The organism is Plantibacter sp. PA-3-X8, from assembly GCF_003856975.1.
Taxonomy (GTDB): Bacteria; Actinomycetota; Actinomycetes; order Actinomycetales; family Microbacteriaceae; genus Plantibacter; species Plantibacter auratus.
The window spans coordinates 1372306-1399021 of record NZ_CP033107.1 but is presented as its reverse complement, the minus strand read 5'-3'; the positions used below and the strand labels follow the sequence as shown (position 1 = coordinate 1399021).

Sequence of the window (26716 nt, the reverse complement as noted above, 5' to 3'; positions counted from 1 at the left end):
GTGACTTAGGTTCGGCTACCCTAAGTACCATGACGATCTCTTCACGCCTCCGCCGCGCCGCACTCGTTCTCGTGCCGGCGCTCGCCCTGGTCGGCCTCGCCGGCTGCTCCCCCACCGCCGCATCCGACGCCGACAGCAGCGGCGCCTGGAGCTACACCGACGACACCGGCACCACGGTCAAGCTCGACCAGCAGCCGAAGCGCGTCGCGAGCTTCGCCGACTACGCGCTCGGCCTGCACGGCAACGGCATCGACCCCGTCGCGGTCTTCGGTCGCGTCGACGTCGCCACCGACAAGCGCTTCGCGGACTACGACCTCGGCGACACGGCCATCGTCGGCAACAGCTACGGCGAGATCGACCTCGAGGCACTCGCCGAGGCGGCACCCGACCTCATCGTGACCGGGATCTACCCGACCGACCGCGACGGCACGCTCGACCTCAAGGGTCCCTACTACGGCGTCGCCGACGTCGAGCAGCAGGAGCAGCTGGAGAAGATCGCTCCGGTCGTCGCCATCAAGGTCGGCGGCAAGGGTGCCGACGTCATCGCCTCGCTCAACAAGCTGTCGGAGGCGCTCGGAGCCGACGAGGACACCATCGCCGCGGCGAAGGAGAAGTACGACGCCGCAGCAGCAGACCTGACCGCCGCAGCGAAGGAGACCGACCTCGAGGTCACGCAGATGTATGCGGACGCGAGCGGCATCTACGTCGTCAAGCCGCAGGACGAGCCGGAGACCGAGCTGTACAGCGAACTCGGCGTGAAGTACACGAACGCGAACCCGGACGGCTACTACTACTGGGACATCTACAGCTGGGAGAACGCTGGCCAGGCGATGACCGGTGACGTCCTACTCGTGAACGTCGAGGGCTTCCAGCAGAGCGACCTCGAGGCGCAGGCGACCTTCGCCTCGCACCCGGCACTCGTCGCCGGTCAGATCCACTCCTGGAACACCGCCGCCCTCGACTACACGTCGCAGGCGAAGCAGATGGAGACGCTCGCCGGCATCCTCCGTGAGTCGAAGGCGCTGTAGCGAGACGGGGTCGGGTGGGGTGGGGCGCGCCGCTCATGCGCACCCCACCCCGTGTGCTCCCGACGCACCGGATCGGCTTCGGAGTGTGCCGACCGCACATGGGCTGAGCCTCCAGACGGCCGGTAGCCTCGTCAGGCGTCCCGGCCGTCCGGGTGCGCCCAACACGAAGGAGTGCCATGGCCATCCAGAGCGCGCGCGAGAACAACCCACGCGGAGCAGACACCACCACCGCAGGCCAGAGCGACATCGATCGCGACGGCCTCGACTCCCGGGTGCACCGCCGCCGCGCCATCCTCGCCAGCTCGGTCGGCACCGTCATCGAGTGGTACGACTTCACCCTCTATGGGCTGGCCTCCGCGCTCGTGTTCGCGCCGCTGTTCTTCCCTGGCGCCGGTGACCTCGCCGGCCTGCTCGGCGCGTTCGCCGGCTTCGCGGTCGGCTTCGGTGCCCGCCCGATCGGCGGCCTGATCTTCGCCCACTACGGCGACAAGCTCGGGCGCAAACCGACGTTGCTCATCACGCTCCTCTTCATGGGCGTCGCGACCACGTTCATCGGTCTCCTCCCCACCGCCGAGACCATCGGGATCTGGGCTCCGATCCTGCTCATCGTGCTGCGGATCTTCCAGGGCATGGGCTCGGGTGCCGAATTCGCCGGCGCGATCACGATGGCGAGCGAGTCCGCCGACGTGAAGCACCGTGCGTTCGCCGCGTCGTTCCCCGGCGCCTCCGTGTACGTGGGCATGGCGCTCGCGACCACCGTCTTCGCCGTGGTGAGCACCCTGCCGATCGAGCAGTTCCAGAGCTGGGGTTGGCGGATCCCGTTCCTCGCGAGCGTCGTCATCGTCGCGTTCGCGCTGTACTTCCGGCTGCGGGTCAAGGAGACGAAGGCGTTCGAGAGCGCAGAGGAGCGCGGCGCGGTCACCTCGGCACCGCTGGTCGGCGCCATCCGCTCGCACTGGCGGGTGATCCTCTGCGGCATGGGGCTCTTCGCGTTCGCACTGCCGTGGGTCTACGTCGTGCAGGTGTTCTCGCTGTCATACGTGACGGGCACGCTGAGCGTGAACCCGACGGAGGCGCTCATCGGCCTCATCGTCGCCGAGGTCCTGACCATCCCGACGGCGCTGCTGTTCGGTCGCCTCGCCGACCGCATCGGTCGGAAGCCCGTCCTCATGGGCGCCGCGATCTTCGGCGTGGTCTACGCGTTCCCGATGTTCCTGCTCTACGACACGGAGCAGTCGGCCCTCGTCGCCCTGGGCCTCATCCTCGGGTTGGCCGTCATCCAGGGGGCCACCATCGGCACCTCGGGTGCACTGCTCGCCGAGATCTTCCCGACCTCGATGCGCTGGAGCGGCATCGCGCTCTCGCGTGAGATCCCGGCCGCCCTCGTCGGCGGGACGGTCCCGCTCGTCGCGACCGCGCTCGTCGCCGCGAGCGGTGGCGCACCGTGGTTGGTGGCGGCGTACCTGCTGGTGCTCAGCGCGATCGGCGTCGTCGGAATCGCGTTCCTCCCGGAGACCCTGCCGCGCAAGCAGCGCGGATGACCTGCCCCCGGTCCCTGCCCTTCGACAGGCTCAGGATCCGCCTGTCGAAGGGCGACGTGACCCGTGGGCACTTCGACAAGCTCAGTGACCGGAAAGGGCCTACCCGGAAGGCCCCGGTCCCTGAGCCTGTCGAAGGGCCACGTCACCCGTGTGCACTTCGACAAGCTCAGTGACCGGAAAGGGTGAGGTCAGTGACCGGAAAGGGTGAGCTCAGCGACCGGAATAAGTGAGCTCAGTGACCGGAAAAGGCCTACCCGGAAGGCCCCGGTCCCTGAGCCTGTCGAAGGGCCACGTCACCCGTGGGCACTTCGACAAGCTCAGTGACCGGAAAGGGTGAGCTCAGCGACCGGAAAATGTGAGCTCAGCGACCGGAATAAGTGAGCTCAGTGACCGGAAAAGGCCTACCCGGAAGGCCCTGGTCCCTGAGCCTGTCGAAGGGCGACGTCACCCGTGGGCACTTCGACAAGCTCAGTGACCGGCGGAGGTGAGCTCAGTGACCGGCGGAGTTGAGCTCAGTGACCGGAGGAGGTGAGCTCGGTGACCGGACGCGGCCCGGCCGAGCAGCCCGGGCCGCTAGTCCTCGTCCCAGGTCATGCGGCGGCCCATCACGGGCACGGAGGCCAGGAGCTCGCGGGTGTAGACGTCCTCCGGCGCGGCCAGGACGGTCGCCGTGGGCCCCGCCTCCACGACCCGGCCGGCTTGCATCACGCTCACCGTGTCGCACATGTAGTTCACGACGGCGAGGTTGTGGGAGATGAACAGCACCGTGAGTTCGAGCTCACGCTGCAGCTCGCGCAGCAGGTTGAGGACGACGCCCTGCACCGACACGTCGAGCGCCGAGGTGATCTCGTCGGCGATCAGGACCTCCGGTTCGGCCGCGAGCGCCCGGGCGATCGTGATGCGCTGCCGCTGACCACCCGAGAACGCCGACGGCAGGTCGTTCGCGCGGTCCGGGTCGATGTGCACGCGCTCGAGCAGCTCGCCCACCCGTGACCGCTGCTCCGAGCGACTCCAGGAGCGCCCGGTCGCCCGGGACCCCTCGGCGATCGACAGTCCGATCGGCATGCGCGGGTCGAGCGCGGAGTACGGGTCCTGGAAGACGAGTTGCACGCGTCGACGCGCACGACGGGCAGCGGACGAGCGCCCGACGATGTCGGCGCCGTTCAGTCGGATGCCGCCGGCGCTCGGGATGACGAGACCGACGGCGGCCGCGGCGACCGTCGACTTGCCCGAGCCGGACTCCCCCACGAGGCCGTGGGACGTGCCCGGGCGGACCGTGAGGTCGAAGCCGTCGACCGCGGTGTGCGCGGACGCGCCGTGGCCGTAACGGACCGTGAGGCCGGAGAACTCGAGACCGGTCATGCGCGCTGTCCTTCGGTGGTGATGGGCTGGTCCCGATCGGCCAGGTCCTCCTCATCGATCGCACCGATGACCGGGAGCGGCGTGGTGCGGTCGGAGGTCATGTCGGGCACGCAGGCGATGAGCCCACGCGTGTACGGGTGCCGCGCCTCGTGGAGGCGGTCGGCGTCGAGCGATTCGACGATGCGGCCGTCCTTCATGACGAGGATGCGGTCGCAGAACCCGCTGACGAGGGCGATGTCGTGCGAGATGAGCAGGATCGCAGCACCCGTCTGCTCCTGTGCCTCGTGGAGCACCCGGAGGACCTGGCGCTGCACCGTCACGTCGAGCGCCGTCGTGGGCTCGTCGGCGATGAGCAGCTTCGGGCGTCCCATGAGCCCCATGCCGATCATGGCCCGTTGCCGCATGCCGCCGGACAGCTCGTGTGGGAACTGCTTCAGGCGCTTCGCCGGGAGTGGGATCCGCACCGACTCGAGCGCGGCCTCGGCCCGCTTCGTCGACTCGGCCGCCGACAGCCCCTCGTGGACCTCGACGGTCTCGCGGAGCTGCTTGCCGATCGTGAGCGAGGGGTTGAGCGAGGTGAGCGGATCCTGGAAGACCATCGCGAGCTCGAGGCCGAGGCGGCTGCGCTCGGCCTTCGTCAGCGGCGCGGTCATGTCGATCCCGCGGAAGCTCAGCTCCGAGGCCTGCACCGAGGAGTCCGGCCCGAGGAGGGCGGCGATCGCCATCGCGCTCACCGACTTGCCCGATCCGGACTCGCCGACGACACCGACGACCTCGCCGGGCATGATCGTGAGGCTGATGCCGTGGACGCGCTCGACGAGACGGCCGTCGCGGTCCGGGAAGGCGACGCGGAGATCGCGCACCTGCACGACGGGCTCCTGGTCGGCGGGCGTCGCAGCCGCAGCCGAGGCGGTCGCCGGAGCCGCGGTGCGACGACGCGCTGGCGCGGGCAGGCCGAGCAACCGCTTCGACGACTCGTTCCAGAGCTCGCCGAGCTGCGTGAAGATGACGCCGCACACGACGAGCGCGATGCCGGGACCGATCGCCGCCATCGGGTTGCCGTAGATGCGGGCGATACCGAGGCCGAGGAGGCGACCCCAGTCGTACTCGGGCGCCTGCACCCCGAGACCGAGGAAGGACAGGCCGGCGAAGGCGAGCAGCGTGCCGGAAGCGGAGACCGCCGCGTTCACGAGCATGGGCGGCAGCATGTTCGGCATGACGTGCCGGACGAGCACCTCCGCCTGCCCGACGCCGGCGATCCGCGCGGCCTTCACGTAGTCGCGACCGATGAGCGACGACGCGAGCGTGTAGGTGAGGCGGGCGAAGGTCGGCACGCCGGCGAACCCGACGGCGAGCATCGCACCAGTGGCGCTCGCACCCCAGATCACCGAGAAGAACAGGGCCATCAGGAGCCACGGGAACGACAACAGGATGTCGATGAGCGCGGTGACGAGTCGACGCAGCGGGCGAGGCAGGACCGTCGCGACGGCCCCGAGCAGGACGCCGCCGACGACGGAGATCGCGGTGGCGCCGAGGGTCAGCAGGACGGACACCCGCGTGGCGACCATGACCCGGGCGAAGACGTCCCGGCCGAGCTCGTCGGTGCCGAAGGGGTGGGCGAGGCTCGCACCGGCGAGGCGGTCGGCCACGGACGTCGTGTCGGCGGCGGACCCCCAGACGGTCGGGCCGACGACCGCGACCACGATGATCAGGAGCGCTCCGATCGCGCCGGTCAGGCCGCGCGGGGTGCTGAGGCGGTCGAGCACCGGGGACCGGCGTGAGGGGGTGGGACCTGAGGTGGTCGGACGGGTGCTCATGAGCTCAGCCCTCCGTGATCGAGGAGCGCGGATCGATCGTCGCGAGCGCGATGTCGATGAGGAGGTTGAGGCCGAGGACGAGGATCGCGTACACGAGCACGATGCCCTGGATCATCGGGTAGTCCTTCGAGGTGATCGACGAGACGATGCTCGTCCCCAGGCCCGGGATGGCGAAGACCGTCTCGATGAGCACGGTGCCGGCGACCATGCCCGTGAGGATGATGCCGCCGATCGTCAGCGTGGAGGTCACCATGTTCGGCAGCGCGTGCCGGAGGTACACGAGGTGCGTCGGCAGGCGCTTGCTCCGTGCCGTGGTCATGTACGGCATCTCGAGGACGGCCAGCATCTCCACGTGCACGATGCGGGCGAGATACGCCATCGGACCGACCGCGAGGGCCACCACCGGCAGGATCGCCTGGTCGAAGCCTCCCCAGCCGGCGGCCGGGAGCACCTTGAGCCCGATGCTGAACACGGCGATGAGGCCGACGGCGAGCAGGAGGCTCGGGATGGCGATCAGCACGCCGAGCAGACCCGAGACGCCGAGGTCGGCGAGGCGGCGGCGGCCGGTACGCGAGGACACCGCGGTCGCGACACCGATGGGGAAGGCGCCGATCGCCGCGAGGAGGAAGGACGCGACCGCGAGGGTGAGCGTCACCGGGAACCGCTGCGCGATCGTGTCGGCGACCGGCCGCTGCGACCCGATCGCCGTGCCGAAGTCGCCGCGGAACAGCCCGCTGACGTAGTTGACGAACTGCTCCGGCACCGGCACGTTCAGGCCGAGGTCGGCGCGCGTCCGCTCGACGAGTTCCGGGGTCGCGCTGTTCCCGAGCGCAGCCCGCACCGGGTCGCCCGGCACGAGCTGCACGATCAGGAACGTCGCGACGATGACGATGGCGAGGGAGACGAGCACCCTGCCCAGTCGTCGGAGGATGAACGAGGTCCGCGGGGAGAGTCCGCCGAGGACGCCGCGACCCCCTCGACGCGCGACCGCCGGGCCGCCGGGGCCCGTGGCCGGGTCGGTGGGCTGGTCGGTGGTCACGGTCGAGGGGATCGTCATGATCAGCCGACCATCCGGATGCTCGTCGGGCGGATGAAGTTCGGACGCTCGACCTCGGCGCCGTTCAGGTACAGGAAGTCCTGCGCGTCGGCGATCGGGAACACGTCCGTCCGCTCGATGAGCTTCGCTTCGGCCTGCTGCCAGAGGTCGCAGGTCTCCTCCGGGCTGGCCGTCTTGGCCTGCTCGGCGAGCGCGTCGTACTCCGGGTTGTCGACGAACATGAAGTTGTTGCCGCCATTGTCCGGGGTCTCGCCACCGAAGAAGGTGTTCACGATGACCGGTCCGCCCGGAGCGATCTGCACGAAGCCGGTGTCCCAGTCGAAGGTCGAGAACAGCTGCTCGGACCAGGCGTTCGCGTCGTTACCCGAGAGCTCCGTTGTGACGCCTAGCTCGTCCCAGGTCTGCTGCACGAGCTCGGCCGCGGCCGCGTGGCTCGGGGTGGCCGCGTCGTAGATGAACTTGATCGTCAGCGGTTCGCCGTCCTTCGAGCGCTTGCCGTCGGAACCGAGCGTCCAGCCCGCCTCGTCGAGCAGCTCGCCGGACTTCTCGACGTCCGTCTCGGGGAGCGTCCACTGCGGGCCGTCGGCGACGCAGAGGTACGGGCTCTTCACGACGAGCGACTTGGACTCCTCGGCGGTGCCGTCGGTGACGACCTCGCCGACCTGCTCGCGGTCGATCGCGGTGACGAGGGCCTCACGGACGAGCGGGTCGGAGGTGGGGCGCTCCGGGCGCTCGTTGAAGAGCATCTCGCCGATCGGGTTGCGCACGCCCTCGCTGCCGAGACCGGCGGCCTCGACGCGGTCCTGGTCGGCGCCGCCGATGCTCGCGGCGTTCACGTCACCGGAGAGCAGCAGGTTCGCGGCGGTCCCGGGGTCGGTGACGACGCGGACCTCGAAGGTGTCCGGCAGGCCCTTGGTGTCGCTCGTGACGTCCTCGGGACCCCAGGTGTAGTCGTCGCGCTTCGTGAAGGTGTAGCTGGAGCCGGGGGTCGCCTTGTCGAGGGTGAAGAGGCCGGTGCCGTTCATCGTCTCGACGAGGGAGTCCGGGTCATCGAGGCCGGCCTGGCAGACCATCTCGACGGTGCCCGTGTTGGCGAGGATGAACGGGTCGGGCGTCGTGCTCGTGACGGTGAGCTGATTGCCGTCGGCGGTCGCGGTCATCCGCTCGGAGACCTGCGCGCCGTAGTAGAAGGTCGCGTTGGCCGGGTCGGCGTTGTAGGTGATGTTCGCCGCGGCGGTCTCCGCGGTGAACGGGGTGCCGTCGGCGCAGGTGATGCCGTCCTTGAGCGTGTAGGTGATGGAGGTGGAGCTCGCATCCTCCTCCCAGCTCTCGGCCAGCCAGGGCAGGAGCTCGCCGTCGGCGTTGACGTACACGAGCGACTCGTAGTGGAAGCTGATGATCTCGCGGGCCTCGAGGCTGATGCCCGTCATGGGGACGAGGCTGCCCGGGTCGCCGCTCATCGCGGTGACGAAGGTGCCGCCGGAGACGTACTCGCCGGAGGAATCGGAGGATTGCGAGGAGGTGCACGCGGTGAGGGCCACCGCGGTGAGGGCCGCGGTGGCGAGTGCCGCCGCGGCTTTCCGCTTGCTGTTCATGCTGGATCCTTCGTACTCGGGTGGCCGTGGTGCGCGGGTGGCCGGATCAGATGGGGTGAGGTGCCGTGCTGGTGCTGGTGGAGAGCTGTGCTGGTGCTGTGGTGCGTCAGATGCGCTGTCGGGTCGCCGTGCCGATGCGGGCGAGGGGACCCGCCGCCTTCACGGAGACCTTCAGGGTGGGGCGGGTCGCGTACGAGACGGGGGTCTCGAGCACGTCGACGATCTCGACCGAGCGCGGGTCTGCGCCGGCCTGGATCGCCTTCTCGATCGCGGAGCGTCCTGCCTCCTCGATGGCGGCTGCGCGGTCGGCGAAGTCGCAGAGCTGATCGGAGCGCCCACCGGCGAGCGCGATGGCCGCGCCCACGGCGTTGGCGACGTTGCCGCGCGCCGGGCGCAGGACCTCGCTCGCGCCGAGGACGGCGTCCGGGACGAGGAATCCTCCGCCGCCGACGACGACGAGTGGGAGGCCGGTGCGGCCGAGCGACATGCGCTCGACGGCGGACTCGATGCGTTCGTGGGCGACGCCGAGCGCGTGCTCGAGTGCTTGGCGGGTCACGCGGTCGAGGGGCGGCAGCTCGCGGTCGGCGATGCCGAACTGGAGCGAGGCCGCGTCGGTGAGGGTCGGGGTGGTGCCGCCGAACAGCAGCGCCTCCTCGGTGAGGCGGTAACCGACCGAGTCGTGGCGCGGGACACCGGTCGCGGTGTCGACGATCGTGCCGCCGCCGAGGCCGACGCTCAGGATGTCGGGCATGCGGAAGTTCGTCCGCACGCCACCGACCTCGCGGGGCAGGGTCGACTCGCGGGGGAACCGGTCGACGAGCACGCCGAGGTCGCTCGTCGTGCCGCCGACGTCGATGATGATCGCGTTGTCGGCACCGGAGAGGAAGGCGGCGCCGCGGATGGAGTTCGCCGGCCCGGAACCGATCGTGAGCACGGGGTAACGCGCCGCGTACTCGACGGCCATGAGCGTGCCGTCGTTCTGGGCGAAGTACGTGGTCGCGTCGAGTCGCTCCTCGGCGACGACGGTCGTGAGCGCGTTCGTGACGTCGCGGGCGACGGCGTAGAGGGACGCGTTCAGGACCGTCGCGTTCTCGCGCTCCAACAACCCGAGCGCGCCGATCTCGTGACTGAGCGACACCGGGATGTCGACCCCGACGTGGTCCTGGACGAGCGCCTCGACCTCGAGCTCCTGCTCGGGGAACGACGGGCTGAAGATCCCGCAGACGGCGACCGCGTCGAAGGTGCCGGCCAGGGCGTCGAGCTCCCGGCGGATGAGGTCGCGGTCGAGCGGGGCGATCGGGTAGCCGTCGACGAGGTGGCCACCGCCCGCGAGGATGCTCCCCGCGAGGACGACGTCGCGCAGTTCCCGCGGCCAGCCGGCGAGCGGCGGGAGCGAGGTGGCGGCGGGCGAGCCCAGCCGGATGACGACGACGCGTCCGAGGTCGCGACGGTTGACGATCGCGTTGGTCGCGTGGGTGGTGCCGAGCATGACGCGGGTGACGAGGCCCCGGTCGTCGCCGAGCTGGTCGAGCACCTCGGCGAGCGCCGCCCGGATGCCGCCCGTGACGTCGCGGGTGGTGGGCTGCTTCGTCCATGAGACGACCTCGCCCGTACCCGAGAGCGCGACGGCGTCGGTGTTGGTCCCGCCGACGTCGATGCCGATCGCGAGTTCGCCCGAGGTGTCGGTGACGGTGCTGGTAGTGGTGCCGGCGCTCATCGGGTCGCTCCAATGGTCTCGTCGGCGCTCACGCCGAAGGGCTCGTAGTCGAGGTCGTAGCCGAACGCGCGCGGGCCGGCGAGTTCGAGGCCGCGCTCGGTGCGCCACAGTGGATCGCACGCCCAGGCGAGGACGCTCACCCGTTGTCCGAAGCGCAGCATCTCGGTGGAGATCGCGTCGCCCGTCTCGGAGTCGACGATCGTGACGAGGTCGGGGACGCTGACGATGACCGCTCCGTCCTCCATGACGACGAGGTTCTCGTTCTGGATCTCCACCCGGGTGAGGCGACCGCGGTGCTCGCCGATCCCCTCGACCGTGACGGAACCGCGGGTGAACCCGCCCTCGGTGCGGCGCTCGATGTCGACGACCTTGCCGCCCGTGATGAGGGACGCGCCGAGTTCGTCCGTGAGCGCGCCGACGGGGTCGGTGGCGGTGAGGAGCCGGCGCCCGACCTGCACGGCGCGGCTGACGCTGCCCTCGATGACGGCGCCGCGGACGGTGTAGCGGTCCATGACGTAGTTGGCGCCGATCGAGATCGCGCCGCTCGCCACGGTGAGGGCGCGGGCGTGGCGCTCGAGCCAGGCGAGGCTGACGGGCCGCAGGATCGAGACGTTGCCGATCACATCGCTCAGGACCGCGTACCCGGGCGGGAGGTTCGCGACGTTCATCGCGGTCATCGGCGCTTCCGGGAAGGCTCGTCCCATGCCGTCGGCGTCGAGGATGCTGAGGCCGAGGCTCGCGGCCCAGCCGACGGGTCCGACGCCGTTGCTGCCGCCGATCTCCGTCGCCATGATCGTGGTGATGCGCTTACCGGTGAGGCGCTCGATCTCCTCGACGATGATCTCGGCCTGGCCGCTCGCGCCGAGCATCTCGAAGCCCACCGACGGGGCGCCGATGCCGGACATGGCGACGACCACGTCGTCCGCGTCGAGGTCGGCGACCTGTTTGACGGGGACCGGGCCGAACTGCTCCAGGGCGATCTCGACGCCGAGCTGCGGGGTCTGCACCGCGCCGCCGCCGCCGGTGCCGAAGATGGCGCATCCTGCGGCGAGCGCCGGCACGTCGGCCAGGGTGATGCTGGTGATCGGCGTGGCCGACGCTGCGGAGCGTGCAGCGGGGTGGTTCGTTGACATGTACCGAGCGTAGGCAGGGTGGGGAACCACGACAATGTTCCCGCGGCCCACACAATCGGGGCAGAATGTGCTCATGGCCCAAGTCACCGTCGCCGACGTCATCCTCCAAGCCGAGCATCTCGGTGCCCGCTGCGTCGCCGGTGCCCCCGCCGGCGTCCCGGTCACCGGGGTCGAGATCCTCGCGCTCGACGAGCTGAACGACGCGACCGAGCACTCCATCGCCATCGTGACGACCCCCGACGGCGCCGTCCCGAGGCCGTACCAGGTCGACATCGCCATCCGCCGGGCCATCGCCGCGGGCTGCGCGGCGCTCGTGTTCGTCGGTGCGTTCCCCGTCGCCGAGACCTCGCGGGCCCTCGCGGACCGCGGTGGTCTGCCGGTGATCATGAGCGAGGGCATCGCCTCCGACCTCGCCGTGCTCATGGACCGCACGATCCGCGGTGGAGCGGAAGAGGCGATGTCGCGCGCCGAGTTCGCGATCCAACGGGTGATCAGCGCGTCCGCGGCTGAAGCAGAGCAGGCGTCGGGTGTCGGCGTGCGGGAGGCGATCCTCGAGGTCGCCAGCACGACCCTGGGGGTGCCGGTCACCCTCGTCGAGGACGCGAGCGCGAGCTGGCTCGAACCGGACGCGGTGTGCATCGGTGAGATCCCGATCGGCCGGGTCCACGCCGAGCGCGACGACCCGGCCGCGGCGATCGCCCTCCCGGTCATCGCCTCCGTCCTCTCGCGCGCCCTGCAACGGGAACTGCACGGACGCTTCGGTTCGGTGCGCTCGCGGGCGGAGCTCATCATCGAGCTGATCTTCGCCGAGTCCTCCCGTATCGACGGCTTCGCGATGGACGCGGTCCGGGCCGGCCTGCCGCTCCAGCTGTCGCACGCGGTGGCGTGGCTGACCCCGAAGCACGCGAGTGATCCCGACCGCCGCGCACCCACGGTCCTCGCGCCCTCCGTCGAGCTCTTCGCGCTGCAACTCGTCGACCAGCGCGAGGAGCAGTGGCACCTCGCGATGCGGCGCGACGAGATCGTCGTCATCTCCTCCGAGGAGCTCGGCGCACCCGACCACCAGCGGCGACTACGCGACGTGATGGAGCGGATCGTCGCGCACGCTGCCACGATCGCGGGGCCGGAGTGGACCTTCACGGTCGGGCTCGGGACACCGCAGAGCGGAGCGGCAGGGCTCCGCCAGTCGGCGACCGAGGCGCGGGTCGCGGCTGAAGCGGCCATCGCGGGTGGTCGTTTCGGCACCATGGAGGCGACGGACGTCACCGGGCTGCGGCGGGTGCTCCTCGACTTCTACGCCTCACCACTCAGTCGGACGCTCCTCGACGACATCCTCTCGCCACTCGACGCCCTCGGGCCGGAGCGGGCCACGATCTCGGTGCGGACGCTCCTCTCCTACCTCAGCCATCGGAACTCACTGGCGCGTGCCGGAGCCGAGCTGAACCTGCATCCGAACGCGGTGAACTACCGGATCCGGCGCATCGAGCAGTCGCTCGAACTCGACCTCGCCGACCCGGACGTCCGCTTCGCCGCGGAGCTCGCCTGCCGGGTGCGGCTCATCGGGATGCCGTAGGCCCGCTCCGCCCCGGTCCCTGAGCCTGTCGAAGGGCCACGCGGTGCCTTCCCGTCGGCTACACGCCCTCCGTGCCGCATTTCGACAAGCTCAATGACCGGACGAAGGTGCCCCGGTCCCTGAGCCGGTCGAAGGGCAGCCCCTCGACGACCTCACCGACCGGACGCGAGCGTCTCCGCGTGCCTCGCCGTCCGCACGACGCCCGCGACGAGCGTCGGCCACAGCTGAGCCGGGATGAGGTGCCCCATGTCGGGCAGCACGTGCAGCTCGGCCGCCGGCATCGCCTGAGCGATGTCCACCGCGGAGGACCAGTGCAGGACGTCGTCCTCGCGTCCGTGCAGCACGAGGGTCGGCACCGTCACCTCGCGCAGCCGGTCGAGCCGTTCCGGTGCGCGGAGCAACGCGGCCCACTGGCGACTGAACCCTTCCGGCGCGTACCCGCGGTCGTAGGCCTCGCCGGTCGCCCACACCTCCCACTCGGTGTCCGGCTGGTAGCGGGCGCCGGGGACGGGCGCGGCGAGGACGGCCATCGCGGCGACCGACTCCTCCCGGCTGTACCGCTCGGGCTCGACCTGCAGTTCGGCGCGGTCTCCGTGCAGGATGTAGCGCGGGTCCTGGCCGGGGATCGTCGACAGTAGGCCGAGACTCAGCACCCGCTCGGGGTGTTCGAGCGCGACCATCTGCGCCATCATCCCGCCCATGGAGTGACCGACGAGGTGCGCTGCCTCGACCCCGAGGTGGTCGAGCACCCGCACGACGTCGTCGCCCATGTCACCGAGCGAGTAGCCGCCGTCGAGGTCGTGCTCGCCACCGAAGCGCTGCGAGTACCCGACGTCGCGGTTGTCGAACCGCACGACGCGGAAGCCCTCGTCCGCGAGCATGGCCCGGAACGGGTCACGCCAGGTGAGCAGCTGCGCACCGCCGCCCGCGATGAGCACGATCACCGGGTCGGCGGGGTCGCCCTCCACCTCGTAGTAGATCGAGACGTCGTCGGTGTCGGTGTACGGCATGCGGTGCTCACTCTCCTCGAACGTGTTCCCTGGCGGGCGTTCCGAGGCTAGCCCGCGGCCTGGCCGTGCACCATGTGCCCTGGACCCAGCGTTCCCGCCCGAGCTGTGCCGAGCGCCCAAGCCACTGAGGTGAGGCAGGTCGTCGCTCGGCAGCACGCCGGGCGACGAGATGCCTCACCTCAGCGCACGGGTAGGCTCGCGACATGAGCGCCGAACCCCTCTCCGGAGACGAGACCCTGCAGCTGCCCGAGTTCGAGACCCCGCCCGCCGAGCCCATGCTGCTCGCTCAGCAGTGGCTCGCCGCAGCGATCGAGCGGGACGTCAGCGAACCCCGATCGATGACCCTCGCGACCGCCACCTCGGTCGGTGTCGTCAGCGCGCGCACCGTCGACGTGAAGACGTTCGACGACCGCGGCCTGGTCTTCGGCACTTCCATCGAGAGCCGCAAGGGCGGGCAGCTCGCCGAGAACCCGAGCGCCGCCCTCCAGGTGTACTGGCGCGAGACGATGCAGCAGCTCCGCTTCGAGGGCCGCGTCGAGCAGCTGAGCGACGAGGAGTCCGACGCACTGTTCGCCGACCGCTCGCCCAAGTCACGAGCGGCGACGGCGGTCGCCCACCAGTCGACGCCATTCCGCGCCGGCCCGGAGGAGACCCTCGACGCCCTCATCGCGCAGGCGAACGCGTTGCTCGAGCGCGAGGGGGACGACGTCCCGCGGCCGGCCACGTGGGTCGGGTTCCGGCTCGTCCCCGACATGGTCGAGTTCTGGCACGCCAGTCGCGACCGGATGCACCGGCGCCTCCGCTACCTCGCGGACGACGGTGGCTGGATCGTGGACCGCCTGCAGCCGTAGCGGAGGGGCGACCACCGGCCGCCTCCCCACCCCGGTCATTGAGCCCTGACCCCGGTCATTGAGCCTGTCGAAATGCACCCGGACGAACCCCGCCCTTCGACAAGCTCAGGGACCGAGTAGTCCCGGTCATTGAGCCTGTCGAAATGCAACCCGGACCACCCCGCCCTTCGACACTTCGACAGGCTCAGTGCAGCCCACCCGGGGACCGAGCGCCGCGCTACCTCGGCGCGCGGACGACCACGACGCCACCGACGGGCGGCTCGACGACCGCGGTGCCGTTGTCGGCGTCGACCGCGATGACGTAGGCACCGACGGCCACGCGCTGCACACCGGCGGTCGCCGGGTGCACGATGACGTCGAGCCCGGGCTCCACCCGGGAGACCTGCTGGTCGGCCGGGTCGGGGTCGGTCGTGAGCACGTGCGCCGGGTGCGTCCGCTCGGCGGCGGCCGCCTCCCGGCGGGTCAGCTCACTCGACGGTGCGGCCACGTGTGCGGCCGTCCCAGCGGTCACGCCGGCACCGAGGGCAGCCGTCTCCGCGCCGTCGACCGCGTTCCGCGGCTCGCCGCTCGACGGGGCGATCGCGACCGAACCCGTGTCACCGGCCTCGACGTGATGCGCCGGGTGGCTGCGCTCGAGCGCGGCACCCTCGACGTCGACGTTCGGCAGGATGCGGTCGAGCCACTTCGGGATCCACCAGGCGCTCTTCCCGAGCAGGTGCATGACCGCCGGGATGAGGAGCATGCGGACGACGAACGCGTCGACGAGCACGCCGAACGCCAGACCGAAGCCGATGGACCGGATCATCGCCGAGTGGGAGAAGATGAACCCGCCGAAGACGGAGATCATGATGATCGCCGCCGCCACGACGACCGTCCGGCCGGCGTGCAGCCCGCGCTGGACCGCCAGGCGCGCCGGGGCACCGTGGGCGAACGCCTCACGCATGCCGGACACGAGGAACAGCTGGTAGTCCATCGCGAGCCCGAAGAGGATGCCGATGAGGATCGTCGGCAGGAAGCTCAGGATGGGCCCCGGGTCGTGCACGCCGAACACCGGTCCGAGCCAGCCCCACTGGAAGATCGCCGTGATGCCCCCGAAGGTCGCCGCGAGGGACAGCATGAAGCCGAGCGTCGCGGTGAGCGGCACGAGGATCGAGCGGAACACGAGGATCATGATGATCAGCGACAAGCCGACCACGAGCGCCAGGTAGAGCGGAAGGGCGTCGGAGAGCTGCTTCGAGACGTCGATGTTGCCGCTCGCGCTGCCGGCCACGCCGAGCTCGACATCGCCCGACAGCGGCGAAAGGTCGCGCAGGTCGCGGACGAGCTGTTCCGTGGAGACGGCGTTCGGCCCCTCCTTCGGGATCACCTGGAAGGCGAGGACGGAGTTGTCGTCAGATGCGCCCACCGGCGCGACGGCCTTGACGTCGTCCTGGTCGGCGATCTCCTGGCCGATCCGCACCTGCTCCTCGAGGACTTCCTCGTCGGTGGCGGCGTCGGGCAGCGTCGCGACGACGAGCAGCGGACCGTTGACGCCGGCACCGAACTTGTCCTCGATGAGCGCGTAGGACTGGTACTGCGTCGAGTCGACGGCCTCCGAGCTGCCGTCCGGCAGGCCGAGACGCATGTCGAGCGCGGGGATCGCGACGACGCCGAGCACGACGAGTCCGGCGACGAGCGTGCCGACGGCGCGCAGGGTACCCATGGGCTTGGTCGGGACGGCGTCCGGGCGCGGCGTGCCGATGGTGCCGCGTGCCTTCCGGCTGAGGATGCGGAGGCCGAGCAGCGACAGCAGGGCGGGCGTGAGGGTGACCGCGAGCAGGATCGCGACGGCGACGCAGATCGCGCCGACGGTGCCCATCAGGCCGAGGAACGGGATCCCGGTGACGTTGAGCGCCAGCAGCGCGACGAGGACGGTCGATCCGGCGAAGACGACCGCGTTGCCCGAGGTGCCGTTCGCGAGGCCGATGGACTCGTGCAGTTCGACGCCCGCGAGCAGCTGCTTGCGGTGCCGGTTCAGGATGAACAGCGAGTAGTCGATGCCGACCGCGAGCCCGAGCATGACGCCGAGCACTGGCGTGATCGAGAGCATGTCGACGACGCCGGAGAGCGAGAGCGACGCGGTGACGCCGACACCGACGCCGACGATCGCCGAGACGAGCGGGAGCGATGCGGCGATGACCGTGCCGAGCATCACGAGCAGCGTGATCGCCGCGATGATGAGGCCGATCGCCTCACCCACGCCGAACAGCTGCGGCAGGCTCTGCGCGAGCTCGTTCGAGAACTCGACCTCGACGCCCGACGGGACGTCCTCCTTCACCTGGTCGATGACCGACTGCTTCGTCTCCGGCGTGACCTCCTGCTGGCGCTTGTCGAAGACGACGTTCGCGACCGCGGTGGTGTCGTCGGTCGAGACGGTGCGGATACCCGAGGAGAGGTCGAGGAGCTGCGAGGAGAGTTCGAGCTTCGTGCTCTGCTCGTCGAGCTTCGCGAGGTTCTCGGTGATGGTGGCCTGCTGGGCGTCGAGCGCCGTCTGCTGCTGCGTGATCGCGGTCTGCTGCGCGTCGAACTGGGCCTGTGCGGCGGCCGGGAGTGTGCCGCCCGCGGCCTGCTGCGCCTGGGCGAGCGCGGCACTCAGCTGGGTCTGCGCGTCGGTCAGCTGCTGCTGTCCGGCGTCGAGCTGCGTCTGGCCGTCGGTCAGCTGGGTGCGGCCGTCGTCGATCTGCGTCTTGCCGTCGGAGATCTGCTTCGCCTGGTCGGCGATCGTCTCCTGCGTCTCGAAGGGGTTGACCGTGGAGTCGACGCCCTTGAGGTCGGCCGTCTCGTCGAGCAGCTCACCGATCGCGGTCTTCTGGCTGTCGGTGAAGGCGTCGCCGTCCTTGGTGTGGAACACCATCGCCCCGGTGCCGCCGGACGCGCTGGGGAAGGAGTCGGAGAGCTGGTCGGTGACCTTGGCCGTCGGGGTGCCCGGGATGGTCACGGCACTGGACAGGGTGCCGCCGAACGCGAGGAACGCGCCGACCGAGATGCCGAGGATCACGATCCAGGAGATGAGGACGGCCCACGCGCGGCGCGCGGAGAAGCGTCCGAGGCGATACAGCAGTTCGGCCAAGGGAGTCTCGATTCTTCGGATGGGGGTGCGGGGACGGAGGGGGATGCGGATCAGTGCGTGGAGCCGTAGCCCGTGCGGACGCTCGCGATGAGCCGTTCCAGCAGGGCGGTCCAGAGTGCACGGGCATCATCGTCCGTGGTGGCGCCGGTGGTCGCGATCCAGTGGTGTGCGAGCACTTCGACGCCGTGCATGAGGGAGGACACGAGGAACGCGGCCTCGAGTTCGTCGACGTCGCTGTTGCGCTCGGCCAGTTCGAGGGCGAGTTCCCGGGTGGTGCGGGAGAAGGTGGCCTGGAAGAGCTGTTGCGGCCGGGAGTCCTCGGGGGCGAACCCGCCGAGGGCGTTCCAGAGGAAGGCGATGACACGGGGGATGTCGGTCGTGCGGAGCGCTGCGGCGACGTCCTCGAACATCGAGACGCGCGACCCGGGGCCCGCCGGTCGTGCGTTGACGGCGGACCGGAAGCTCTCGATCACGACGGCCAGCTCCTCGGTGCAGGAGGTGGTGACGAGGTCGTCGATCGAGGAGAAGTGGTTGAACACCGTGCGGCGCGAGACGTCGGCGCGTTCGGCGATGACGTCGACGTTGAAGCCGGCGATGCCCTGCTCCGCGATCATGACGCGGGCGGCGTCGAGGATCGCCCGATGGTGGCGCGCGCGGAGGGCGGCGCGTCGATCCTCGGCGGGGGCGGTGGTGGGCACGTGGGTACACTACGTGCACCGATGCACTCAGTGCAACTTGTTGACACGGTGTTCACCCATCTGTAAGGAAGCGCTCGATCAGCTTGTCCTGAGGGGTCGCTGACTCGCCCGAATCTGCACCAATATCCGAGATTTTCGTGCAGGAACGGGCGACTCAGCGACGCCGGGACGGGTGCCGGGGTGGACGGACGGTCGGGTCGGGTGGACTGGGCGTCGGGTGGAGGGGTCACGGCTCCGGCAAGCTGAGAGCATGACGACAGACGAGAAGCTCGACGCTCCACGAACGGGCTCGGTCCCCACGACGAACGCAGCCGCGTCCGATGCCCCGCGCACGCGGACCGCCTGGGCGGCCGTCGCCGTCATGATGGCGACGAGCTTCGTGCTCGTGCTCGCCGAGTTCCTGCCGCCGAGCCTGCTGCCGTCGATGGCATCGTCGCTCGGGATCACCGAGGGCCAGGCCGGCCAGGCCGTCACCGCGACGGCGTTCATCGGGTTCCTCACCGCACCGACGATCGGGATCCTCGTCCCACGACTCGACCGTCGCCTCCTGCTCGTCCTGCTCGCGGCCGCCGCCGCGGTGTCGAGCGCGCTCGTCGCGATCTCCGCCGACTTCGTGATGCTGCTCATCGCCCGACTCCTGCTCGGCGCGGCCCTCGGCGCGTTCTGGGCGATGTCGATCGCGATCGCCGCCCGACTGTCCGCGCCGCACCACCTCGGTCGGGCGATCATGCTCGTGAACACCGGCACCACCGTCGCGACGGTCGCCGGTGTCCCGGTCGGCACCTACCTCGGCTCCGTCATGGACTGGCGCCTCATCTTCGCCGGCGTCGCGGTCATCACCGCGGTGGTGGCCGTCGCACTGCGGCTCGTCCTCCCACCCGTCGCGCCGGCTCCGTCCAGCGGTGGTCTGCGGTCGCTCGTCGACACGCTCCGGGTCCCCGGCATCCGCGTCGGCCTCACGGGACACATCCTGACCGTCCTCGGGCACTTCATCGCCTTCACCTACATCCGGCTCGCGATCGAGCGGGTGCCGGACCTCGACGCGGCGGGTGTGGCGGTCCTCCTCGCGGCGTTCGGCCTCGGCGGCGTGGTCGGCAACTTCGTGATCGGGCTCCTCGTCGATCGACATCTTGCGGCCCTGCGCTACGTCGTCCCGGCGTTCATCGGCATCTCGATCGCGCTCGTGACCCTGTTCCCGGGGCAGCCGTGGATCGTGACCATCGCGATCACGACCTGGGGCATGGGCTTCGGCGCCTGGCTCACGACCCTGAGCACCTGGATGGGTCGGCTCGTGCCCGACCGCATGGAATCCGGTGGCGGACTCGTCGTCGCAGGCTTCCAGCTGGCGATCACCGTCGGTGCCGGAGCGGGTGGACTGCTCGTCGACGCGGTCGGCATCGTCCCGGCGCTCACGGTCGCGGCGATCTCCGCGATCGTCGGTGGCATCGTCTTCGGGTCGGCGCGCACCGCACGGTGATGCCGAAGGCTGCCCGGCCGACCGCCTACGCGGCGAGCGCCGCCTCAGCGCGCCAACGGGCCGGCGTCAGGCCCGTGTACCGCTGGAAGGCGCGCGCGAAGCCGTCTTCCGACACGTAGCCGAGCGCGCCGGCGAGCTCGGCCACGGACGCGTCGCCCGTGAGGATGAGCCCCTTCGCCGTCTCCATGCGAACGGTCGTGAGGTAGGCGCGCGGGGTGTGCCCGACGACCTCGCGGAACCGCTCCGCGAACGCCGACCGCGACATCATGGCGATGCGCGCGAGCGTCTCGAAGGTCCATGGGCGCCCCGGTTCGGCGTGCAGGGCGTCGAGGACCGCGCCGATGTGCGGGTCGCCGATGCGCTGCAGCCAGCGATCCGGCGCGCAGCCGGCCTCGTTCCACGTGCGGAGCGCTGCCGACACGATGGTGGTCGCGATGCGGCTGCAGATGACGGTGTCGCCCGGCCGCGGACGGCCAGTCGCCTGCGGGCAGCCCATGCCCTCGATGAGCGCCACCATCGAGGGCTCCTGCCCGGCGAAGTCGGCGACGTACAGGTGCTCGGGCAGCGTCTCCGCCACCTGTTGGCGCTGACCCGGCGGGGTGAAGGCGACGTCGAGGAGCTCGGCGTCCTCGAGCGCGACCACCGTCGTGGCGTGGGCGCGGGGGAAGAAGACGAGGTCGCCGGCGTCGAGGTCGCGGGTGCCGTCGGCGGCGGTGAGGCGGACGCGTCCACTGGAGAGGTAGACGAAACCGGACGCCGTGTGCGGTCGCCGCAGCGGTGTGCCCGCGGCGAGGCGGTCGCGGTCGGTGCCGTGGATCGTCCACTCGAGGCTCGCGAGTGCGCGATCGAAGGTGTCGATCGTCGACGCTGGAGGGGTCGCGGTGAGGGTCACACCGATGCGAACGCGAACGCGTCGCCGGATGTTCCGCGACCCTGCCCGCTGAGTCGCCCGGATCTGTCCGATCTCGGCGCGGATCCGAGCAGAATCGGGCGACTCAGTCGCGGCTAGCGCCCGTCCACCACGGACATGAACCCCGCGAAGGCGAAGGCGGCGGGGATGAAGTAGAGCAGCGTGCGGGTGACGAGCCAACTGACCGCACCGACAGCCACCCAGATCGCATGGAAGCGCGCGCGCACCGTGAGGCGACGGCCCTCCTCGCCGACGACCGTCTCCTTCCGGGTCCAGACCTGCTCAGCCTCCATGGCGTCCCGCGCCGCCTCGAGGACGCTCTCGGCGTCCTGTCCCGCCACTCGTTCGTCGCGGTACCGCTCGGCCCTCGTGATGAGACGCGGCACCAGGTCGGTGAGGATCGCATCGATGGCGACCCAGGGAGCGGCGTAGGCGAAGTCGGCGGCCGGCCTGCTGAAGAAGACGATCCGATCGTCGACCATCTCCACGTTGTAGTACGCCGCGGTGCTGACGAGCGACGACATCACGTCGGGGGTCAGCACGTATCGCGCGTCCGCTCCGTACCCGGACGGCGCGTAGACGCGGAACCACCGGTCGAAGTCGCCCTCGAGGGAGATCTGCAGACCCCGGTCGACGCCCGGCGGCAGGTCGCTGCGGACGGTGTCGTTCGTCGTCGCATCGAGCAGCAGATGCGGGAGGGGTGCAGGCAGCCGCACCACGAGGTAATGCCAGTCCCTCGACCGCTTCACGTCGTCGACCAGGTTGCCGAACTCGATGTTCCCTCGGACGAATCGCGGATACGACTGCACCTGTGGTCCCGGCACGGTGATGAAGGCGTTGTTGTACTTCCCCGTCGTGGTGATGAGCGAGGAGAACATCGCCCGTCCTTTCGACTCCTCCTCGAGGCCGTTGGCCACCGCCGTCAGGTGGGTCCGCCATCCGGCGAGACGCGCCTTCGGCGACGGCGGGCGTCGCGACCAGCGGTACAGGAACCAGGCACCGACGAGCAGCCCGACGAGGACGAGCGCGGCGACGACCAGGCCGATGACGTCATCAGGCTCGACGCGACGGTCGTGGTATTCGTCGACGCTGACCCCGACCGAGACGAGCGCGATCGCCAGGTACCAAAGGACGAGGCTGAAGTAGAGATGGAAGAGCACCCTCCGCCCGGTGGGCACCCGTTTGGGCCGGCCGGAGCGACGCTCATCCGCCATCGCCGCGGCGACCTCGTGTTCGGGCGCCGTCAGCCACCGCAGTTCCACTGATCCAGATCCCCTCGACGCCCTCAGCCTCCCAGCGTAGGGCAGGGCGACTACCGGCTCGCAGCGTTGACGACGGCGCGGACCGACGCCTCCAGCACGGAGCGATGGCGCCCGGCTGCCCACACCGTCTCCGCCCCGCGGCGGATCTCCAGGAGGGTCAGGGCCTCGGCGCCACTCCCGGCACTGAGCGACGTCTGATGCAGGGAGACGATCTCGACGTGGACGCCGTGGTCGGCGAGGAGACGGGTCGCCGCCTCGACCGGACCGACGTCGGCGAAGGTGGCCTCATGGCGGTCCCCGTCGATCCGGAGACCGATCGTCGTCCGCGAGGTCTCGCCGGTCGTCGTCACATCGACCTCGAGCAGCTCGACCCGAGACGGCGTCGCCGACAGGTAGCTGCGCTCGAACGCCGCGAGCAACGCCTCGGCGTCCAGTTCGCGACCCGTCTCGTCCGCCTGCTGCTGGACGCGACGCGAGAAGTCCACCTGGAGACGACGGGGCATCTCGATGCCGTAGTCGCGTTCGAGCAGGTAGGCGATGCCGCCCTTGCCGGACTGCGAGTTCACGCGGATGACCGCCTCGTAGCTCCGACCGAGGTCCGCGGGGTCGACCGGCAGGTAGGGCACACGCCACGGGAGGTCCTCCGGGCGGCTGCCGGTCGCGTCAGCCCGCGCTCGGTGTTCGGCGAAGCCCTTCTTGATCGCATCCTGGTGCGTCCCCGAGAACGCGGTGTGGACGAGCTCGCCGACGTACGGGTGGCGCGGGTGGATCTCGATGCGGTTGCTGTGCTCCACGACCCGACGGATGTGGTCGATGTCGGAGAAGTCGATCATCGGGTCGACCCCCTGCGCGTGCAGGTTGAGCGCCAGGGTCGCGAGGTCGACGTTGCCGGTCCGCTCGCCGTTGCCGAAGATGCATCCTTCGACGCGTTGGGCGCCAGCGAGGACCGCGAGCTCAGCGCACGCGATCCCGGTGCCGCGGTCGTTGTGCGGGTGGACCGACAGGATGACGGCGTCACGACGGTCGAGGTTCCGGTGCATGTACTCGATCTGGTCCGCGTAGACGTTCGGGCTCGCCGCTTCGACGGTGGCGGGCAGGTTGAGGATCACCGGGCGGTCCGGAGAGGCGTCCCACAGGGTCGTCATGGCGTCGCAGAGTTCGAGGGCGTAGTCCGGCTCCGTCAGGTTGAAGACCTCCGGGGAGAACTCGAACCGCACCCCGTCGAGGTCGCCGGCGAACTCGAGGACGTCGGAGCCGCCGGCGAGGATGAGCGCGCGGAGTGAGTCGCGGTCGTGTCCGAGGACGACCTCCCGCCAGAGCGGCGCCGTCGCGGTGTACAGGTGGATGACGACCGGGTTCCGGATCCCACGGATCGACTCGACCGTGCGCTCGATCAGGTCGCGGCGGGCGGGCGTGAAGACGACGATCGTGACGTCCTCGGGAGCGATGTCGGTCTCGGCGATCAAGCGGACGAAGTCGTAGTCGGTCTGCGAGGCGGAGGGGTACCCGACCTCGATCTCCTTGTACCCCATGGTGACCATCAGCTCGAAGAACGCCCGTTTCCGCTCGGGGTCCATGGGCTCGGCGAGCGCCTGGTTGCCGTCGCGAAGGTCCACCGGCACCCAGAGCGGCGCCTCGGTCAGGCGGCGCGACGGCCAGGTGCGGTCGAGGAGCGGGACGTCCACCCGCGAGTACAGGTCCTGGTACCGGTGGGACGGCATCTGCGAGTGGCGCTGGCGATTCCAGCTCGGCGCGGAGGACGGAACGGGGCCGGCGGGTGTGGAGAGTCGGGAGTCTGAGGGGATCACGCGGTAACGCTAACACAACTTGTCAGACAAGCTGAGGACTATGATCGACACATGGATACCGTGCACCGTGAATCACTCTCCGACCAGGTCGCACGCTTGCTCCTGCAGCGCATCCAGGCCGGCGAGTGGGAGATCGGCCAGAAGTTGCCCGGCGAGACGACCCTGGCACCGCAGCTCGGCGTCGGCCGCTCGACGATGCGCGAGGCGATCCGCCAGCTGGCCGGCCAGGGCGTGCTGTCGACCCGGCAGGGATCGGGGAACTTCCTCCGGTCGCGCACGCCGGTCCAGGATTGGGACGCACTCGTCCTGCGGACCGCGATCGGCTCGGTCATCGAGGCGCGCATCGCCATCGAGTGCGAAGCGGCGGCCCTCGCCGCGCAACGCCACACGGCGTCCGATCTGGCCGCCATCCGGGCAGCGCTGGCCCATCGGAACACCGATCGCGCGACCATCGAGGGGCGGGTCGACGCCGACACGGCGCTCCACCGGAGCATCGTCGCCGCGAGCGGGAACGAGATCCTCACCGAACTGTTCGACACCTTCGCCGAGCGCAGCCGCGAGGCGATGATCCAGATGCTCCGCCTCAGCGGCGAGCCGGGGACGGACCACGACCAGCTCGTCCACGAGCACATCGTGCAGGCGGTCGCCGATCGCGATGCCACCGCGGCGTTCGACCGCAGCCGCACCCACCTCGTCGCCCTCCGCGACGGGTTGACCCGCCAGCGGAGTGACGGCCCGTCGTGACCGACGCAGCGGGATGAGCCCATGGGCGCCGTGTCATCCGGCGCGAGAACCCCCCTGCCGCGCACGGTGGGCGCGGACCCGGCCACGACTGGCACAGGCCGGCGACGGACACCAGTGCCGCCTGCCGGAGGTGTCGAGGAACACCCAGCGGCAGTCGACCTCGGCGCACTGACGCAACAGCTCCCGGTCCGGCCCCTGCAGCATGACCAGTGCCTGGACGGCGATCGCGGCGAGCGCCGCGTCGAGCGGGACGCCATCCGGAGCGGGACCGCTCCACAGCGCTCCGGCCGAACTCGACGCGTGCCCACGCACCTGCGCGAGATCGTCCGGGGCCGGTTCGCGCCCGGCGACCGCCGCCATCGCCAGCTCGCGGAGCGACTCCCGCAGCCTCACGAGGCGATCGAGGTCGTCGGCGCTCAGCTCGCCATCCACACCGAACCCGACCAGGCCGAGCCACCGATGCCCCGCCTCGGGCGTCCCGATCCGCTCCACCGGCCGCATTCCGAAGCTCTGTCCATGCGTGGCGAGCAGGTTCAGCCAGGTGGCTCCGCCGTCGAAGCGGAAGTCGGTCTCGGTCGTCATGGTTCGAGTGTAACGTGTCAACCGTTACAACAGGGGTGAACGAGGGAGCGACGATGCAGGGAGCGACGATGCACGAGGTGTTCGATGTGGCGGCCGGCCGCGAACGACTGGCGGAGCTGCAGGACGAGACGACGACCGCGGCTTGGCGCGCGACGGTCGATGCGGCGGCGCCGGGCTTCGACGAGTGGATCGTCGGCGCCGTGTTCGGTGGGACCTACCAACGCGACGGCCTGACGCCGCGCGACCGACAACTGCTCATCATCGGTGCGCTGACGGCGCTCGGCGGCGTCGACCCACAACTCAGCGGTCACCTCACGACGTCGCTCCGGATCGGGATGACCCGGACCGAGCTCGCCGAGGCGCTCGTCCACCTCGTGCCGTATGTCGGGCTGCCCCGGGTGATGGCGGCCCTGCGGCTCCTCCCCGAGGCGGCGACCGAGCCACCGGCGACCGACCGCGACGACGACGCCCGGTGACCCGGGTGCGGCTCGAGACCCGGGTGATCCGCACGGTGCTCGGCGACATCGACCCGGCCACGGCGGGCGTGGTCGACTCCCACGACCACCTCTTCCTCCGGACACCGGTCCTGGCCGGTGACGACCTGGTCGACGAGCCTGACGCCACGACCGCGGTCGCGCGCTTCGCAGCGCTGGGCGGCAGGACCGTCGTCCAGTGGACGCCTCGGGGTCTCGGACGCGGCCTCCCGGCGCTCCGGCGGATCAGTGCGTCGAGGGGGGTCCACGTCGTGGCAGCGACCGGACGACATCTGCGACGCGTCTACCCCGACGGCGCTGCGGAACCCACGCGCTCGGCCGACGAGCTCGCAGCGGCGTTCATCGACGACGTCGACCGCCACCGGTGCGGACTGATCAAGATCGGTGTCGGCCCCGATCGCCTCGCCGAGGACGAGCGGGACGCGTTGCGGGCCGCTGCAGTGGCGCATCACGCCACCGGAGCGCCGATCGCGGTGCACCTCGAGCAGGGAGCGGCGGCCGAGCTCGTCCTGGCGGCGCTGGACGCCGACGGGGTGGACCCGAGGTCCATCGTCCTCGGGCATCTCGGCCGGAACCCTCACCTCGAGCAGATCCTCGAGGCGGCTCGCTCCGGCGCGTGGGTGTGCCTCGACACGCCATCGCCGGCTCATCCGATGGACCCCGCTCGACTGGCGCGGGTCCTCGAGATCCTCATCGACGACGGACACCTGCCCGCGCTGCTCCTCGGCGCCGACACGACCACGTCCGCCTCCCGCGTTCGGCCGGAGGAGTACGGTCCGGCGGCGCTCCTGACGACCGTCGCACCGCAGTTGGCGCAGGCCCTCGGCGCGGAAGCGGTGTCGACGATCACCCGCGACAACCCCGCCCGCGCGTGGGCGTTCGAGCCCCGCGCACCACGCACCGTAGGGAGGTCGTGAGGATCCACGCGGAAGGCGTATGGAAACCGTG

The 26716-nt window shown here is 70.5% G+C and carries 21 protein-coding genes; 8 read left to right on the top strand and 13 right to left on the bottom strand.

Annotation, left to right across the window (positions count from 1 at the left end):
- Positions 1–29 precede the first annotated feature (29 nt).
- Together EAO79_RS06690 and EAO79_RS06685 are read left to right on the top strand one after the other, a co-directional pair.
- The gene (locus EAO79_RS06690; protein ID WP_124768465.1) at positions 30–1028 is read left to right on the top strand and encodes an ABC transporter substrate-binding protein; all 999 of its coding nucleotides are present in this window, start codon (positions 30–32) and stop codon (positions 1026–1028) included.
- Positions 1029–1204: 176 nt separating this feature from the next.
- Complete coding sequence (locus tag EAO79_RS06685) at positions 1205–2569, top strand: MFS transporter (RefSeq protein ID WP_124768464.1); 1365 nt, start codon at positions 1205–1207, stop codon at positions 2567–2569.
- A gap of 573 nt (positions 2570–3142) precedes the next feature.
- On the opposite strand, the gene EAO79_RS06680 is transcribed toward EAO79_RS06685, so the two are convergent.
- The 6 genes from EAO79_RS06680 to EAO79_RS06655 form a co-directional block, all read right to left on the bottom strand.
- Positions 3143–3931 (bottom strand): ABC transporter ATP-binding protein, encoded by a 789-nt coding sequence (locus tag EAO79_RS06680; RefSeq protein ID WP_124768463.1) that lies wholly within the window; start codon positions 3929–3931, stop codon positions 3143–3145.
- Positions 3928–5748, bottom strand: coding sequence for a dipeptide/oligopeptide/nickel ABC transporter permease/ATP-binding protein (locus EAO79_RS06675; RefSeq protein ID WP_124768462.1), 1821 nt, complete (start codon positions 5746–5748; stop codon positions 3928–3930). The genes EAO79_RS06680 and EAO79_RS06675 overlap by 4 nt, the downstream gene beginning before the upstream one ends.
- Before the next feature lie 4 nt (positions 5749–5752).
- Positions 5753–6805, bottom strand: a complete 1053-nt coding sequence (locus EAO79_RS06670) for an ABC transporter permease (protein ID WP_124768461.1) — start codon at positions 6803–6805, stop codon at positions 5753–5755.
- A gap of 2 nt (positions 6806–6807) precedes the next feature.
- Entirely contained in the window at positions 6808–8400 is a 1593-nt protein-coding gene (locus EAO79_RS06665) for an ABC transporter substrate-binding protein (RefSeq protein ID WP_124768460.1), read from the bottom strand.
- A gap of 106 nt (positions 8401–8506) precedes the next feature.
- Entirely contained in the window at positions 8507–10117 is a 1611-nt protein-coding gene (locus EAO79_RS06660) for a hydantoinase/oxoprolinase N-terminal domain-containing protein (RefSeq protein ID WP_124768459.1), read from the bottom strand.
- The gene (locus EAO79_RS06655) at positions 10114–11250 is read right to left on the bottom strand and encodes a DUF917 domain-containing protein (RefSeq protein ID WP_124768458.1); all 1137 of its coding nucleotides are present in this window, start codon (positions 11248–11250) and stop codon (positions 10114–10116) included. The genes EAO79_RS06660 and EAO79_RS06655 overlap by 4 nt, the downstream gene beginning before the upstream one ends.
- 73 nt (positions 11251–11323) lie before the next feature.
- On the opposite strand from EAO79_RS06655, the gene EAO79_RS06650 reads away from it, so the two are divergent.
- The gene (locus EAO79_RS06650; protein ID WP_124768457.1) at positions 11324–12823 is read left to right on the top strand and encodes a CdaR family transcriptional regulator; all 1500 of its coding nucleotides are present in this window, start codon (positions 11324–11326) and stop codon (positions 12821–12823) included.
- 152 nt (positions 12824–12975) lie between these two features.
- Here EAO79_RS06650 and EAO79_RS06645 read toward each other — a convergent pair whose 3' ends face one another.
- On the bottom strand, positions 12976–13833 hold the full coding sequence (locus EAO79_RS06645; protein WP_124768456.1) for an alpha/beta fold hydrolase: 858 nt from the start codon (positions 13831–13833) through the stop codon (positions 12976–12978).
- A gap of 203 nt (positions 13834–14036) precedes the next feature.
- On the opposite strand from EAO79_RS06645, the gene EAO79_RS06640 reads away from it, so the two are divergent.
- The gene (locus EAO79_RS06640) at positions 14037–14684 is read left to right on the top strand and encodes a pyridoxal 5'-phosphate synthase (RefSeq protein ID WP_124768455.1); all 648 of its coding nucleotides are present in this window, start codon (positions 14037–14039) and stop codon (positions 14682–14684) included.
- A gap of 217 nt (positions 14685–14901) precedes the next feature.
- Here EAO79_RS06640 and EAO79_RS06635 read toward each other — a convergent pair whose 3' ends face one another.
- Together EAO79_RS06635 and EAO79_RS06630 are read right to left on the bottom strand one after the other, a co-directional pair.
- Positions 14902–17793 carry an MMPL family transporter gene (locus tag EAO79_RS06635; RefSeq protein WP_206428298.1) on the bottom strand — a complete coding sequence of 964 codons (2892 nt, stop codon included), beginning with the start codon at positions 17791–17793 and terminating at the stop codon, positions 14902–14904.
- Between the two features lie 50 nt (positions 17794–17843).
- Positions 17844–18491 (bottom strand): TetR/AcrR family transcriptional regulator, encoded by a 648-nt coding sequence (locus EAO79_RS06630; RefSeq protein WP_124768454.1) that lies wholly within the window; start codon positions 18489–18491, stop codon positions 17844–17846.
- Between the two features lie 250 nt (positions 18492–18741).
- On the opposite strand from EAO79_RS06630, the gene EAO79_RS06625 reads away from it, so the two are divergent.
- Positions 18742–19968, top strand: a complete 1227-nt coding sequence (locus EAO79_RS06625; RefSeq protein ID WP_124768453.1) for an MFS transporter — start codon at positions 18742–18744, stop codon at positions 19966–19968.
- A gap of 25 nt (positions 19969–19993) precedes the next feature.
- Here the strand turns inward: EAO79_RS06625 and EAO79_RS19205 are convergent, their stop codons facing one another.
- From EAO79_RS19205 to EAO79_RS06610, 3 genes are all read right to left on the bottom strand, one after another.
- Positions 19994–20860 carry an AraC family transcriptional regulator gene (locus tag EAO79_RS19205; RefSeq protein WP_206428297.1) on the bottom strand — a complete coding sequence of 289 codons (867 nt, stop codon included), beginning with the start codon at positions 20858–20860 and terminating at the stop codon, positions 19994–19996.
- Between the two features lie 113 nt (positions 20861–20973).
- Positions 20974–22140: a hypothetical protein gene (locus EAO79_RS06615; protein ID WP_124768452.1), complete on the bottom strand. Its 1167-nt coding sequence runs from the start codon at positions 22138–22140 to the stop codon at positions 20974–20976.
- Between the two features lie 50 nt (positions 22141–22190).
- Entirely contained in the window at positions 22191–23861 is a 1671-nt protein-coding gene (locus EAO79_RS06610) for a 2-isopropylmalate synthase (protein ID WP_124770094.1), read from the bottom strand.
- Positions 23862–23999: 138 nt separating this feature from the next.
- Here EAO79_RS06610 and EAO79_RS06605 point away from each other — a divergent pair, with 138 nt between their 5' ends.
- Positions 24000–24692 carry a FadR/GntR family transcriptional regulator gene (locus EAO79_RS06605; protein ID WP_124768451.1) on the top strand — a complete coding sequence of 231 codons (693 nt, stop codon included), beginning with the start codon at positions 24000–24002 and terminating at the stop codon, positions 24690–24692.
- Positions 24693–24725: 33 nt separating this feature from the next.
- Here the strand turns inward: EAO79_RS06605 and EAO79_RS06600 are convergent, their stop codons facing one another.
- The gene (locus EAO79_RS06600; protein ID WP_124768450.1) at positions 24726–25274 is read right to left on the bottom strand and encodes an ABATE domain-containing protein; all 549 of its coding nucleotides are present in this window, start codon (positions 25272–25274) and stop codon (positions 24726–24728) included.
- Positions 25275–25309: 35 nt separating this feature from the next.
- Here EAO79_RS06600 and EAO79_RS06595 point away from each other — a divergent pair, with 35 nt between their 5' ends.
- The gene (locus EAO79_RS06595; protein ID WP_241161008.1) at positions 25310–25750 is read left to right on the top strand and encodes a carboxymuconolactone decarboxylase family protein; all 441 of its coding nucleotides are present in this window, start codon (positions 25310–25312) and stop codon (positions 25748–25750) included.
- A complete protein-coding gene (locus EAO79_RS06590) occupies positions 25747–26685 on the top strand; it encodes a hypothetical protein (protein ID WP_206428296.1) in 939 nt (312 codons plus the stop codon). The genes EAO79_RS06595 and EAO79_RS06590 overlap by 4 nt, the downstream gene beginning before the upstream one ends.
- Positions 26686–26716: the final 31 nt, after the last annotated feature.